The organism is Sphaerisporangium sp. NBC_01403 (assembly GCF_045040145.1).
GTDB classification, from domain to species: Bacteria; Actinomycetota; Actinomycetes; order Streptosporangiales; family Streptosporangiaceae; genus Sphaerisporangium; species Sphaerisporangium viridialbum.
On the sequence record NZ_CP109534.1, the window covers coordinates 9,555,039 to 9,568,682 of the forward strand.

Here is a 13,644-nt window from a genome sequence, read left to right on the forward strand (position 1 = left end):
TTTCCCCACCCATCCGTGCGATCTTGTTTGATCGTGTGCGGTTTTGTACGGCCAGTGCCCAGCTTACGCGCCGCTGGACGACGGCGAGATAAAGCGCAGCCGGTACGCTGACCAGATCATCATGTGAGCCTTATTCGAACGGACATCGATCGACGTGCACAACGTCGCGGCGAACATCGTCCTCGTCCTCGTCTTCGTCCTGATCGGCGGGTTCTTCGCGGCCGCCGAGATGGCCATGGTCTCCCTGCGCGAGAGCCAGGTCCGCAAGCTGGCGGAGGAGGGCAGGCGCGGCTCACGCGTGGCCAAGCTGGCCCGCGACCCGAACCGCTTCCTTTCCGCCGTGCAGATCGGGATGACCGTCGCGACCGTGCTGTCGGCCGCGGTCGGGGCCGACACCCTGGCGGGTCAGCTTGAGCCGCTCATCGCCAAGTCCTGGGTGCCCGCCGGAGCCGTACGGCCGCTGTCTCTCGTGGTGGTGACGCTCGCGATCTCCTACGTCACCCTGGTGCTCGGCGAGCTGGCGCCCAAGCGGCTCGCCAGGCAGCGGGCCGAAGGCCTCTCGCTGCTGGTCGCGCCCTTCCTCGACCGGCTGGCCTCGCTGTCGCGGCCGGTGATCTGGGTGCTGTCCAAGTCGACCGACGGCGTGGTGCGGCTCCTCGGGGGCAACCCCCACGCCGACCGCGCCGCGATGACCACCGAGGAGCTCAGGGACATGGTCGTCGGCCACCAGGAGCTCACCAAGGACGAGCGAGACCTGATCGACGAGGTGTTCACGGCCGGTAAGCGCCATCTCAGGGAGGTGATGCTGCCGCGCACCGAGGTGGAGTTCATGTCCGCCGACACGCCCCTGGCCGAGGCGGCGATCCTGGCCGCGGCGATGCCCCACTCGCGGTTCCCCGTGTACCGGGACTCCTACGACAACATCGTGGGGTTCGTCCACGTGCGTGATCTTCTCGACCCCGTGCTCACCGGCAGCATCGAGCCGATCAGCGAGCTGGTGCCCATCAGGCCGGTCAAGCTGCTGCCCGCCACCAAGCGGGTGCTCCCCACGCTGACCGAGATGCGCGACGACGGCCAGCACCTCGCCATCGTCGTGGACGAGTACGGCGGCACGGCAGGCATCGTGACCATGGAGGACCTGGTCGAGCAGCTCACCGGCGACATCCGCGACGAGTACGACGCCGCCGGGCAGCCGGTGCGGCTGGTGGCGGGCGAGATCGAGATCGAGGGCCTGATCAACCTCGACGACTTCGAGAGCGAGACCGGCATCCGGCTGGAGCAGGGCCCCTACGAGACGCTCGGCGGGTTCGTCATGGCCGCGCTCGGGCACCTTCCCGAGTCAGGGGAGAGGGTCGAGCGGCCCGCCTGCTCGCTGATCGTCACCGAGATGGACGGCCGCAGGGTGGGCCGGGTGCGCGTGATCAGGAAAGTCGTGCCCCCCGACTCCGATGACGCCCCGAGTCCTGAGTAGGAGTCGCAGACCACCCTGGAGTCCTGACAGAATTGTTTGCTATGGCCAGACCTCGTGTTCTCTCCGGCATCCAGCCCACCGCTGACTCGTTCCACCTGGGCAACTACCTCGGTGCCGTCCGCCAGTGGGTCGACATGCAGGAGACGCACGACGCCTTCTACTTCATCGCCGACCTGCACGCGATCACGGTGAACCCCTCGGCCTCCGAGCTGCGCCGCCGCACCCGCGTCTCCGCCGCCCAGCTCTTCAGCGCCGGCATCGACCCCGAGCGCAGCACGCTGTTCGTGCAGAGCCACATCCGCGAGCACAGCGAGCTCGCCTGGATCCTGATCTGCAACACCGGCATGGGCGAGGCCGCCCGCATGACGCAGTTCAAGGACAAGGCGGCGAGGTACGGCGAGAGCTCGGCCGGCGTGGGCCTGTTCACCTACCCGATCCTCCAGGCGGCCGACATCCTGATGTATCAGGCCGACCAGGTGCCGGTGGGCGCCGACCAGAAGCAGCACCTGGAGCTCACCCGCGACCTCGCCCAGCGGTTCAACAGCCGCTACGGCCAGACCTTCAACGTGCCCGCGCCGTACATCCTCAAGGAGGTCGAGAAGATCGCCGACCTTCAGGATCCCCTGGCGAAGATGTCCAAGTCGTCCTCCAGCCCCCAGGGCCTGCTGGAGGTGCTCGAGGAGCCGGGCCCGCTGCGCAAGAAGGTCATGCGCGCGGTGACCGACACCGGCTCCGAGGTCGTCGCCGACCCCGAGAACAAGCCCGGCGTCACCAACCTCCTGCGCATCCAGTCGGTCATCACCGGCACGCCGATCCCCGACCTGGAGGCGCGCTACGCGGGTCTCGGCTACGGCGCGTTCAAGAAGGACGTCGCCGAGGTCATCGTGGACGCCTTCGCGCCGATCCGCGAGCGCACCGAGAAGCTCCTGTCCGACGAGGCCGAGCTCGACCGGCTGCTCGCGGTCGGTGCGCGGCGGGCCGGCGAGATCGCCCGCGAGACCATGGAGGCCGTCCGCGACCGCGTCGGGTTCGTCCCGAGGGGCTGAGCCTCACCGGAGGCGGCGCCCGGCCATGGCGCGGCCTCCGGTCCACGAGCGGGGTGGCGCCGAGATACCTCTGAGGTGACCATTCTCTGTCCGCATACCGTACGTCTGCTGGGTAGGTGGGCAGGATGGGAAGTGCGTGGGCCTCGTTCCTCCAGAGGGTCGAGGCGGTCAAGGCGTGGGGCAGGGCCAGAACCGAGTACTACCGCGTCCGCTGGCCCTGGGTCGACCACCTGATCCGCACCGTCCACCGCTACCAGAGCCAGCGGGGCGACCGGCTGGCGGGCGCCGTCACCTACTTCGCGTTCCTGTCGTTCTTCCCGCTGATAGCGCTGGCCTTCGCCCTGTTCGGCTACGTGGTGGCGCTCAACCCGCACGCGCTGGAGACCCTCGAAGCCGCCATCAACCAGCAGCTTCCCGGCCTGGCCGGCCAGCTGCACATCGACCAGCTCTCCCAGGCGCGCACGAGCGCGGGGATCATCGGACTGCTGGGCCTGCTGTACGCCGGCATCGGCGCCGTGGACGCCCTGCGGGACGCGCTGCACGACATCTGCGTGAGCTGCGAACCCCCGGTGAACTGGTTCGTCGCCAAGCTGCGCGACCTGGTGGCGCTCGTGCTCATCGGGCTCACCATGGTGATCTCGGTGGTGGCCGGCGGCGTCGCCGTCCAGGCCACCGGCACGATCATGGGGTGGCTCAGGCTGGACGGCTCGGTCGTCGCCGCGACCCTGCTGCCCCTGGCCGGGGTGCTGATCGGCGTCGCGGCCGACATGCTGGTGTTCCTGATCATCCTCGCCTGGCTGGCCAAGGTGGGCAAGCCGCTCAGAACCCTCCTCAAGGGGGCGCTGCTCGGGGCCATCGGGTTCGGCGTGCTCAAGCAGCTCGCCACCCTGCTGCTGTCCCACACGCTGAGCAACCCCATCTACGGCGCGTTCGCCGTGGTCGTGGGCCTGCTGGTCTGGCTCAACCTCTCGGCGCGCTGGGTGCTGTACGTGGCGGCGTGGACCTCCACCGCAGACGGCGCGCCGCCGCCCGAGCCCACGCCCATGCCCACCAGCGATTACGACTAGCCGCTGGCCGGCGTCACACCTCTGTGGGCTCGGGGCGCGGCTCGGCCCGCGAGCGGCGCCGCACGCCGTACACGACCCAGACCACGCCGCCGAGCAGGCCCACGGCCACCACCCCGGCGCCGATGCCGACCAGCGCCGAGTCCTGCGCCGCGACGACGGGCTTGGCGGGGGCGGGGGCCGCCCCCGGAGGACCGCCGACGGGCTTGGTGGGCTTCGCCTTGGGGACGACCGGCCCGACCAGCGCTCCGACCGGCGTCACGTGGCCCCTGGCCGTGAAACCCCAGTCGAGCAGCTCCTTGACCTCCTCCCAGAACGAGCCCTCGTGGCGCATCACCGAGACGATGATCGTGTGCCCGTCCCGCTTGGCGGCACCGACGAAGCTGCCGAGCGCCTTGGTCGTCCAGCCGTTCTTGACGCCGAGCATCCCGGGGTACTTGCCGAGGAGCTTGTTGTGGTTGGCCATCTGGTAGTGCTTGCCCTCGGGCGCGGGGAAGTCGGCGAGCTTGGTGCCGACGTACTCGCGGAAGTCGGGGTTCGCCAGCCCGGCCCGCGCGATCAGCGCCAGGTCGTACGCCGAGCTGCTCTGGCCCGGCTCGTCCAGGCCGTTCGGCGTCTTGGCCACGGTGTCGAGGGCCTGGAGCCGCTTGGCCTCGGCGTTCATGTCGGTGAGGGTGCGCGCGACTCCGCCGTTGGTCTCGGCGAGCGCCACGGCGGCATCGTTGCCCGAGACCATCATCAGCGCGCGGAACAGGTCGTCGACCTTGTAGATCCTGTGCTGGGTCAGGCCCACGGCGCTTCCCTCGACGTTGCACGCCTCGGCGCTGGGCTTGATGACTTTGTTCTTGTTCAGGCGGGGGATGAGCGTGACGGCGGTGAGGATCTTGAGCGTGCTGGCGGGAAGGTAGCGGCCGTGCGGGTCCTTGGCGGCGAGCACCTCGCCGGTGTCCGCGTCGGCGACCACGAAGGCGGAGGCTTCGGTCTTGGGCAGCGCCTTGGCCGCCGAGTCGACTACGACGCCGCGCCGTCCCAGCAGCATTCCGCCGATGGGCGTGGTGTCGTCGGTCGCGGCGCGCGCCTGAGCAGGGGTGACCAACGTGAGTCCCCCGGCGAGCGCGAGTGCGCTGAGTGCTGTTACGTGCTTCATCCCCATAGAGAACTCAGCGTAGCTTTGTCGCTTTTCAGATGGGGCAAGACACGACAAAGATCGCGAAGGTGCTGGTCAGTAACCAGGGCGGTAGGATGGAGGAGGTGATGATGACACGACGCGTCGCCGGGTTCCTCCTGGCCCTGGCCGCCTTCATGGTGTTCGAGTGGATCAACCTCGGGTTCAACCTCGCCGACGGGCATCCCACGGCCTTCTATGTGGTGCACGGCATCCTGATCGCGGTCAATCTGATCCTCGCCCTGGCGATCGGGGCCATCGGCTGGCGTGCGTGGCGCGCCGCCCCGCGTGACGCCCGCATATAAGCCCCTCTTCGCGGGCAGAGATGGTAAACGACCGTTTTGCGGTTGACCATGCATGTGTGGGGGCCATCTCCGGTTTGGCGCCGATGCCGGGAAACCTGTAAGTCGGCGCGAACTGGGGTGACCGCAGGGTTGGCCGATTTCGCTAGGCGGCGGAAACTCGGCCTGAGACCAATGCCCATGGAGGCGTGCCGTGACAATTGAGTTCAATCCTTCGCGCGGCCCGACGCTGGGCGTCGAATGGGAACTCCAGCTTGTCGACACGCACACCCGCCGGCTCCGCCAGGACGCGCGCCAGGTCCTGGAGGCCATCCCCGAGCTGAGTGAGAGCCCGCGCCCGAAGGTCATGCACGAGCTGATGCAGTCGCAGCTCGAAGTGATCACCGACGTGTGCCACACGGCGTCCGAGGCCGTGAAGGACCTCAAGACGACCATCGACCGCGTCCGCCAGGTGGTCGAGACGCGGGGCATGGCCCTGGCCTGCACGGGGACGCACGCCATCAGCGACTGGCGCGAGGCGGTCTACGCACCCGTCCAGCGGTACACCGAGCTGGTCGAGGAGATGCAGTGGCTGGCATGGCGGATCCAAACATTTGGCGTACATGTCCACGTGGGGGTACGGGAAAGGGATAAAGTCATCCCCATCGTCAACGCACTTGCGGCCTACCTGCCTCATTTCCTCGCGCTGACGGCCTCCAGCCCGTACTGGGGCGGGCAAGACACCGGACTCGCCTCCAGTCGGGCCATCGTTTTTGGCGCGCTGCCTACGGCCGGACCGCCGCACATGCTGGCGGACTGGGCCGAGTTCGAGGAGTACATGGACACCCTGAAGCGGGCGGGGACCATCAAAAGCATCAAAGAGGTGTGGTGGGATATCCGGCCGCATCCTGACTTCGGCACGATTGAGATTCGAATGTTCGACGGTATACCGACCCTGAGAGAGGTCGGGATGGTGACGGCGTTGTCGCAGTGTCTGGTGCAGCAGTTCGATCAGCAGCTCGACCGCGGGTACCGGCTGCCGCATCCCGCCCCCTGGGTCGTTCGCGACAACAAGTGGCGCGCCACCCGATACGGGCTGGACGCGGTCGTGATCACCGATGACCACGGCTCGACCGCGCCCATGAGAGACATGCTGTACGAGCTGACGCGCGAGCTGGCGCCGGTGGCCGAGCGACTCGGCTGTCCCGACGAGCTCGCGACCATCGCCGACGTGGTGGAGCAGGGCAACTCCTGCGAGCGCCAGCGCGCGATCCTTTCCGGAGGCGGCACCCTCGACGACGTCGTGGACGCGACGATCGTCGAGCTCGCGGAGGACCGCTTCGTCACCACCAACTCGAGGACGTCGAACGGGGCGATCGGTCATGCCGGCACGTGATCTACGGGGGGAACTCGACGCGTTCCTGAACGTCAACAACGAGTCCCTCATCGACTTCCGGCGCGACCTGCACGCATACCCCGAGCTCGGGTTCGTGGAGCACCGCACCACCGAGCGCATCGCCGCGCGGCTCTCCGAGGCCGGGCTCGTGCCGACACCGCTGCCGCGCGGCACCGGCCTGATCTGCGACATCGGCAGCGGCGACGGCCCCACCGTCGCGCTGCGCGCCGACATCGACGCGCTGCCGCTCCAGGACGAGAAGGAAGTCCCCTACCGCTCGACCATCACGGGCGTCTGCCACGCCTGCGGGCACGACGTGCACACGTCCATCGTCCTCGGCACGGGCCTGTTCCTCGCCGAGCAGGCTGCGGCCGGCCTGCTGCCCGGCCGGGTGCGCCTGATCTTCCAGCCCGCCGAGGAGGTCATGCCCGGCGGAGCGCTGAAGGTGCTGGAGGCCGGGGGCATCAACGGCGTCGACCGCATCTTCGGCCTGCACTGCGACCCAAGGGTCGAGGTCGGCAGGCTCGGCCTGCGCGTCGGTCCCATCACCGGGGCCTGTGACAAGGTCAGCGTCCGCGTCGCGGGGCCCGGCGGCCACACCGCCCGCCCGCACCTAACCGCCGACCTGGTCTTCGCGCTTGCCAAGATCGTCACCGAGCTGCCCGCCGCGCTGAGCAGGCGGGTCGACCCCCGCTCCTCGCTGTCGCTGGTGTGGGGCCGGGTCCAGGCGGGCTCGGTCGCCAACGCCATCCCCGACGACGGCCTGGCCGAGGGCACGATCCGCTGCCTGGACGAGCAGGCCTGGCACGAGGCGCCCGACCTGTTCAAGTCGCTGCTCGACTCGGTCGCGATCGCCTACGGCGTGGAGGCCGAGATGAACTACATCCGCGGCGTCCCGCCGACCATCAACGAGGTGACCAGCGTCCAGATGCTGCGGGACGCGGCCGGCCAGGTGCTCGGCCCCGACGCCACCGTTCCCACCCCGCAGTCCCTCGGCGGCGAGGACTTCGGGTGGTACCTGGAGTCGGTTCCCGGAGCGTACGCGAGGCTCGGCGTGCGAGCGCCGGGGGAGACCCGGCAGATCGACATCCACCAGGGCACGTTCGACGTGGACGAGAGCTGCATCGGCGTCGGCGTCAGCGTGATGGCGGCCACGGCGCTCACCGCGCTTTGGGAAGGGCACCGCACCTCCGCCGACCAGGATGCCGTCCACCCGGTCACGGCCTGACAGAGCTCCGCAGTACGGCGGGGGCGCCCCAAATGGCGTCCCCGCCGTCCCGTCTCACGGTTTCGCAGGTCACAGGGCGGCGTGAGCTGCATAACGGACCTATTTCGGAGCCGGGCGCCGGTTTGGCCAACACCGGTCAAACAACTATCTTCCGTGCAGGGTTGCCGTGCGTTCCTTCGCGCGTGCACACAAGTTGGACGGCGAAGATACACGGGAGGAGTCACCTTGCTCCGCACTCACGCAAGCAAGCTGGCAGCCACGACCGCGATGGGGGCCATGCTCATGGCCGTCGCGGCATGTGGAGGCAGTAGTACTTCGGACACCGAGACGGCGGCGCCCGCCGCGTCGGACGCCTCCTCGGCGGCGGCGCCGACCGGCGCCAAGGTCGGCCTCGCGTACGACATCGGCGGCCGTGGTGACCAGTCGTTCAACGACGCCGCCGCGGTGGGCCTGGACAAGGCGAAGACCGAGCTCAAGCTGGCCGACACCAAGGAGCTCTCGGCCAACCCGGGCGAGACCGGCGCCCAGAAGGAGCAGCGGCTCCGCCTGCTCGCCCAGGGCGGCTACAACCCGGTCATCGCGGTCGGCTTCGCCTACTCCGAGGCGACCAAGAAGGTCGCGGCCGAGTTCCCCGACACCAAGTTCGCGATCGTCGACGACGGGGCCGAGGGCCCGAACATCTCCAACCTGGTGTTCGCCGAGAACGAGGGCTCGTTCCTGGTGGGCGCCGCAGCCGCCCTGAAGACGAAGAAGGACCACATCGGCTTCGTCGGCGGCGTGCAGGTGCCGCTGATCAAGAAGTTCGAGGTGGGCTTCACCAAGGGCGCCCAGTCGGTCAAGCCGGACATCAAGATCGACGTCAAGTACCTCACCCAGCCGCCGGACTTCGCTGGCTTCAACGACCCGGCCAAGGGCAAGACCGCGGCCCAGGGCATGTACGACGCGGGCGCCGACATCGTCTACCAGGCGGCGGGCGGCTCGGGCGGCGGCGTCTTCGAGGCGGCCAAGGCGGCGAAGGCCTTCGCCATCGGCGTCGACTCCGACCAGGCGCTCACGGCCGACGCGGGCGTGCGTGACGTCATCCTCACCTCCATGCTCAAGAAGGTCGACGTCGCGGTGTTCGACTTCCTGAAGAGCTTCGCCGACGGAACGGTCAAGGCCGGTCCGACGACCTACGACCTCAAGGCGGGCGGCGTCGACTTCTCCACCACCGGTGGCCAGGTCGACGACATCAAGAACAAGATCGACGAGTACAAGACGAAGATCATCAACGGCGAGATCAAGGTTCCCGCCGAATAATCGCGGTTCCAGGGGGTCCGGAGGCAGTTTCCCCGGGCCCCCTGGACTACTGTCAGTTCACCCGCTTCGCCCACGAGGCCGTCGGTCGGCCCCACGAGGACGGCTGGTGCGCAGTTACAGGCCCTCTGACCGCCCACGAGGCCGGCCGCAGTGCCCGAAGGGCTCACCGGATCCGCCGACACGGCCGGCTGCCACGCATCAGTCACGCCACCAGGCCACCCGCATGGACAAGACCGGCCGCCACGCCCACGAGGCTCGCCAGTCCCGCCTTCGAGGCCATCCGCATGGAGGAGGCCGCCATCAGCACTTCGACTTCTTCGGCTACCGCCACCGAGCCCGCCGTCGAGCTAGAGGGGATCACCAAGAGATTCCCGGGTGTCGTCGCCAACCGCGATATCCGTCTCAGCGTGCGACGCGGGCATGTGCATGCCATCGTCGGCGAGAACGGCGCGGGCAAGTCCACGCTCATGAAGATCCTATACGGCATGCAGCGGCCGGACGAGGGCGAGATCCGCGTCGACGGCTCCCCGGTCGGCTTCCGCACGCCGGGTGACGCCATCGCCGCCGGCATCGGCATGGTGCACCAGCACTTCATGCTCGCGGACAACCTGACCGTCCTTGAGAACATCATCCTCGGCAGCGAGCCGCGCAGGCGCGGGGCCGGCATCGACTTCGCCGCGGCGCACCGGAAGATCAAGGAGATCTCCGACGCCTACGGGCTCGGGGTCGCCCCGGACACCCTGGTCGAGGACCTCGGCGTCGGGGCGCGGCAGCGCGTGGAGATCCTCAAGGTCCTCTACCGGGGTGCGCGCATCCTCATCCTGGACGAGCCGACCGCCGTGCTGGTGCCGCAGGAGGTCGACGAGCTCTTCGACAACCTCCGTGGCCTGGTCCGCGAGGGCCTGACCATCATCTTCATCTCGCACAAGCTCGACGAGGTGCTGTCGGTCGCCGACGCGATCACGGTGATCCGGCGCGGCACCACCGTCGCCAGCGTCGACCCCAAGGACGTCACGGCCAGGCAGCTCGCCGAGCTGATGGTCGGCAGCGAGCTGCCGAGCCCCGAGACGCGCGAGTCGACGGTCACCGCCGACGTCGCGCTGGCCGTGCGGAACCTGACCGTACGCAATCCGGACGGACGGGCGGTCGTGGAGGACGTCTCGTTCGACATCCACAAGGGCGAGGTGCTCGGCATCGCGGGCGTCGAGGGCAACGGGCAGGCGGAGCTGGTCGAGGCCATCATGGGCATGCGCCCGGCGGACGGCGTGATCACGCTCGGCGGCGCCGACGTCTCCGCGTGGACCACCCTGCGCAGGCGTGAGGGCGGCATCGGGTACATCCCCGAGGACCGGCAGCGGCACGGCCTGCTGCTGGAGGCCCCGCTCTGGGAGAACCGCATCCTCGGCCACCAGACGCGCAGGCCCAACGTCAGGGGGCCATGGATCGACCGGGCCGGAGCCCGCGCCGACACCCAGCGGATCGTCGAGGAGTACGACGTCCGCACCCCCGGCATCGACGTGGACGCCGCCGCGCTGTCCGGCGGCAACCAGCAGAAGCTGATCGTCGGACGGGAGATGAGCGGCGACCCGGTCGTGCTCATCGCCTCCCATCCGACGCGCGGCGTGGACGTTGGCGCGCAGGCCGCCATCTGGGACCACCTGCGTACCGCGCGCGCGGTCGGCCTCGCCGTCCTGCTGATCTCGGCGGACCTGGACGAGCTGATCGGCCTGTCCGACTCCCTGAAGGTGATCCTGCGAGGCCGCATGGTCGCCGACGTCGACCCCGGCGACGTGACCCCCGAGCGGCTCGGATCCGCCATGACCGGCGCCCGGGACCACACGCCCACTGAGCAACTCGGCTCGGCAGCGACCGACGCCGGGGAGGAAGCATGAGTTCGTCGTTCACCGACCGGTTGCTCGGCAGGGTGAGGCTCGGAGGCCTGCTGGGGCTCGCCGCCCCGCTGCTGGCCATCGTCTTCGCCGGCATCGTGACCTCGATCATCCTTCAGCTGACCGGCAACCCGCCGCTCGAGACGATGAAGCTGCTGGTCGACTACGGCTCGCAGCCGCGTACGATCGTGATGATCATCAACCTCGCGACGACGTACTACATCTCCGCGCTCGCCGTCGCGGTCGGGTTCCGGATGAACCTGTTCAACATCGGCGTCGACGGCCAGTACCGTCTCGCCGCCCTGGTCGCGGCCGCGGTCGGCGGCGCGCTGGTGCTCCCCGCCCCGCTGCACGTCGGGGTCACGATCCTCGTCGCGGTGGCCGTGGGCGGCGTCTGGGCGTCCATCGCCGGAATCCTCAAGGTCACCCGGGGCGTCAGCGAGGTCATCTCGACGATCATGCTGAACTCGATCGCGACCGGGGTCGGCGCCTGGCTGCTCACCACCGACCGCCTCGCCGTGGCGGTGTCGGGCAGCAACAACATCGGCACCAAGCCGATCCCCCCGTCCGGCCAGTTCCCCGGGTTCGAGCTCATCCCCGGCACGAAGACCCCGGTCTTCGGGTTCGTCATCGTGGCGGTGGCTCTGGGCCTGGCGTACCACGTGCTGTTCAACTGGACACGCTTCGGGTTCGACCTGCGGGCCACCGGGCGGTCCGAGTCGGCGGCGGTCGCGAGCGGCGTCAACGTCAAGAAGATGGTCCTGCTGACGATGATCCTTTCGGGTGCGGCCGCCGGGCTGGTCGGCATGCCTCAGCTGCTGGGCGCGTCGTACTCCTACAGCCTGGACTTCCCGACCGGCCTCGGCTTCACCGGCATCGCCATCGCCCTCCTCGGCCGCAACAACCCGGCCGGCATCGCGATCGGCGCACTGCTCTGGAGTTTCCTCGACAACTCCTCGGACATCCTGGACCTCGAAGGCATCCCGAAGGAGATCGTGATCATCATGCAGGGCACCATCGTGCTCTCGGTCATCGTCGCCTACGAGCTGGTCCACCGGTACCGCCTCGCCGCCGAGCAGCGCAGGGTGAGCAGGCAGCTCTCCGCGGAGGCCTCCGCACCGGTGGAAGGAGCGGTGGCGTGACCGTCTCCGAGATCTCCGCGGCGCCACCCGCGCCACCGCAGGTTCGCCGCTTCCGCCTGAGCTGGCAGGTGCTGCTGCTCGGCGTGCTGGCGCTGCTCGTCATGATGTCCATCGCCCGGGTGGTGACCGGGGCGAACGACATCACCTCGGGTGGCACCATCGGCGCGGCCGTCGGCCTCGCCGTGCCCATCGGCCTCGCCGCCCTCGGCGGACTGTGGTCCGAGCGCGCGGGAGTGGTCAACATCGGCCTCGAAGGCATGATGATCCTCGGCACCTGGTGCGGGGCCTGGGGCGCCCTGACCTTCGGCACCCCGTGGGCCGGCGTCATCGCCGGAGCGATCGGCGGCGCGCTGGGCGGGCTGCTGCACGCCCTCGTCACGGTCACGTTCGGCGTCGATCACATCATCTCCGGCGTCGCCATCAACATCCTCGGCCTGGGCGTCACCGAGTACCTCTCCAAGCTCATCTTCACCGGCATGAAGGGGGGCGGCGAGACCCAGTCGCCGCGCATCCCGCCCGTCACGGACGTCAGCATCCCCGGCATCGGCGTACCGCTGCGGGACCTGGAGAACACCCACCTGTTCCTGCTGTCCGACATCGCGGGCGTGCTCCGCGGCGTGACGCAGAACATCTCGCTGTTCACGATCGTGGCGATCCTGCTGGTGCCGCTGAGCTTCTACGTGCTCTGGCGCACGGCCTTCGGGCTGCGGCTGCGCGCGTGCGGCGAGCGGCCCGTGGCGGCCGAGTCGCTCGGCGTCAACGTGTACTACTACAAGTACCTCGCGGTCGTGACCTCCGGAGCGCTGGCCGGCCTCGGCGGCGCCTTCCTGTCGATCGTGGCCGCCGGCATCTACCGCGAGGGCCAGACGGGCGGCCGCGGCTTCATCGGCCTCGCCGCCATGATCTTCGGCAACTGGCGGCCGGGCGGCCTCGCGGGCGGCGCGCTGCTCTTCGGGTACACCGACGCGCTCCAGCTCCGCCAGGGCGGCACGTCCGTGCACGCGCTGCTGCTGGTGGTCGCGATGCTGCTCGCCGCCTTCGCGGTCTACCAGCTCGTACAGCAGCACAGGAACCGCGCGGCGCTGATCAGCGGCGTCTTCGCGGTGCTGGTGTTCGCGGTCTTCGCGGTGACCGACACCGTGGCCGAGCAGTTCACCTCGTTCACTCCCCACCTCACCACGCTGCTGGTCCTGTCGCTGGCCTCCCAGCGGCTGCGCATGCCGGCGGCCGACGGCGTTCCCTACCGGAAGGGCCAGGCGAAATGAGCGACCTCGACTGGGACGCGCTGCGGCGGCGGGCCGTGGCGGCGATGGCCCACGCGTACGCGCCGTACTCGAAGTTCCCCGTCGGCGCCGCCGCGCTGGTGGACGACGGCCGCGTGGTCACCGGGTGCAACGTGGAGAACGCCTCCTACGGCCTCGGGCTGTGCGCGGAGTGCGGCCTGGTCTCCGCGCTCCACGCCTCGGGCGGCGGCAGGCTCGTGGCGTTCACGTGCGTCGACGGCCACGGCGAGCTGCTCATGCCCTGCGGGCGCTGCCGGCAGCTCCTCTTCGAGCACGGCGGGCCCGAGCTGCTGGTGGAGACCCCCGAGGGGCCCTGGAGGATGGCGGACATCCTGCCGTTCGCCTTCGGCCCTGACGACCTGTCCCGCGGCGCCTGAACC

General features: G+C 69.4%; 13 protein-coding genes. 11 read left to right on the top strand and 2 right to left on the bottom strand.

The genetic code is table 11. From position 1 onward, the window contains the following. Positions 1-154: 154 nt before the first annotated feature. The 3 genes from OG589_RS43260 to OG589_RS43270 all read left to right on the top strand — a co-directional run bounded on the left by OG589_RS43260 (position 155) and on the right by OG589_RS43270 (position 3,584). Entirely contained in the window at positions 155-1,471 is a 1,317-nt protein-coding gene (locus OG589_RS43260) for a hemolysin family protein (protein ID WP_405144740.1), read from the top strand. A 41-nt stretch (positions 1,472-1,512) separates the two neighbouring features. Then, a complete protein-coding gene (trpS, locus tag OG589_RS43265) occupies positions 1,513-2,517 on the top strand; it encodes a tryptophan--tRNA ligase (RefSeq protein ID WP_405144742.1) in 1,005 nt (334 codons plus the stop codon). Positions 2,518-2,642: 125 nt separating this feature from the next. Then, positions 2,643-3,584: a YihY/virulence factor BrkB family protein gene (locus OG589_RS43270; RefSeq protein ID WP_405144743.1), complete on the top strand. Its 942-nt coding sequence runs from the start codon at positions 2,643-2,645 to the stop codon at positions 3,582-3,584. 13 nt (positions 3,585-3,597) lie between these two features. On the opposite strand, the gene OG589_RS43275 is transcribed toward OG589_RS43270, so the two are convergent. After that, complete coding sequence (locus OG589_RS43275) at positions 3,598-4,728, bottom strand: D-alanyl-D-alanine carboxypeptidase family protein (protein WP_405144744.1); 1,131 nt, start codon at positions 4,726-4,728, stop codon at positions 3,598-3,600. 107 nt (positions 4,729-4,835) lie between these two features. Between OG589_RS43275 and OG589_RS43280 the strand changes: the two genes are divergently transcribed. The 4 genes from OG589_RS43280 (at position 4,836) to OG589_RS43295 (ending at position 8,950) form a co-directional block, all read left to right on the top strand. Further along, the gene (locus OG589_RS43280; protein WP_405144745.1) at positions 4,836-5,051 is read left to right on the top strand and encodes an SCO4848 family membrane protein; all 216 of its coding nucleotides are present in this window, start codon (positions 4,836-4,838) and stop codon (positions 5,049-5,051) included. Positions 5,052-5,241: 190 nt separating this feature from the next. Beyond that, on the top strand, positions 5,242-6,423 hold the full coding sequence (locus OG589_RS43285; protein WP_405144747.1) for a glutamate--cysteine ligase: 1,182 nt from the start codon (positions 5,242-5,244) through the stop codon (positions 6,421-6,423). Beyond that, on the top strand, positions 6,410-7,651 hold the full coding sequence (locus OG589_RS43290; protein ID WP_405144749.1) for an amidohydrolase: 1,242 nt from the start codon (positions 6,410-6,412) through the stop codon (positions 7,649-7,651). Before OG589_RS43285 ends, OG589_RS43290 begins: the two co-directional genes overlap by 14 nt. A 225-nt stretch (positions 7,652-7,876) precedes the next feature. After that, positions 7,877-8,950, top strand: a complete 1,074-nt coding sequence (locus OG589_RS43295) for a BMP family protein (RefSeq protein ID WP_405144751.1) — start codon at positions 7,877-7,879, stop codon at positions 8,948-8,950. Between the two features lie 202 nt (positions 8,951-9,152). Here the strand turns inward: OG589_RS43295 and OG589_RS43300 are convergent, their stop codons facing one another. Further along, the gene (locus OG589_RS43300; protein ID WP_405152263.1) at positions 9,153-9,311 is read right to left on the bottom strand and encodes a hypothetical protein; all 159 of its coding nucleotides are present in this window, start codon (positions 9,309-9,311) and stop codon (positions 9,153-9,155) included. On the opposite strand from OG589_RS43300, the gene OG589_RS43305 reads away from it, so the two are divergent. The 4 genes from OG589_RS43305 to OG589_RS43320 are packed head-to-tail and all read left to right on the top strand — an operon-like array spanning position 9,235 to position 13,641. Further along, positions 9,235-10,842 carry an ABC transporter ATP-binding protein gene (locus OG589_RS43305; protein ID WP_405144752.1) on the top strand — a complete coding sequence of 536 codons (1,608 nt, stop codon included), beginning with the start codon at positions 9,235-9,237 and terminating at the stop codon, positions 10,840-10,842. The genes OG589_RS43300 and OG589_RS43305 overlap by 77 nt on opposite strands. Beyond that, the gene (locus tag OG589_RS43310; protein ID WP_405144753.1) at positions 10,839-11,981 is read left to right on the top strand and encodes an ABC transporter permease; all 1,143 of its coding nucleotides are present in this window, start codon (positions 10,839-10,841) and stop codon (positions 11,979-11,981) included. The genes OG589_RS43305 and OG589_RS43310 overlap by 4 nt, the downstream gene beginning before the upstream one ends. Then, complete coding sequence (locus OG589_RS43315) at positions 11,978-13,246, top strand: ABC transporter permease (RefSeq protein WP_405144755.1); 1,269 nt, start codon at positions 11,978-11,980, stop codon at positions 13,244-13,246. Before OG589_RS43310 ends, OG589_RS43315 begins: the two co-directional genes overlap by 4 nt. Then, positions 13,243-13,641 carry a cytidine deaminase gene (locus OG589_RS43320; protein ID WP_363921676.1) on the top strand — a complete coding sequence of 133 codons (399 nt, stop codon included), beginning with the start codon at positions 13,243-13,245 and terminating at the stop codon, positions 13,639-13,641. The genes OG589_RS43315 and OG589_RS43320 overlap by 4 nt, the downstream gene beginning before the upstream one ends. Positions 13,642-13,644: the final 3 nt, after the last annotated feature.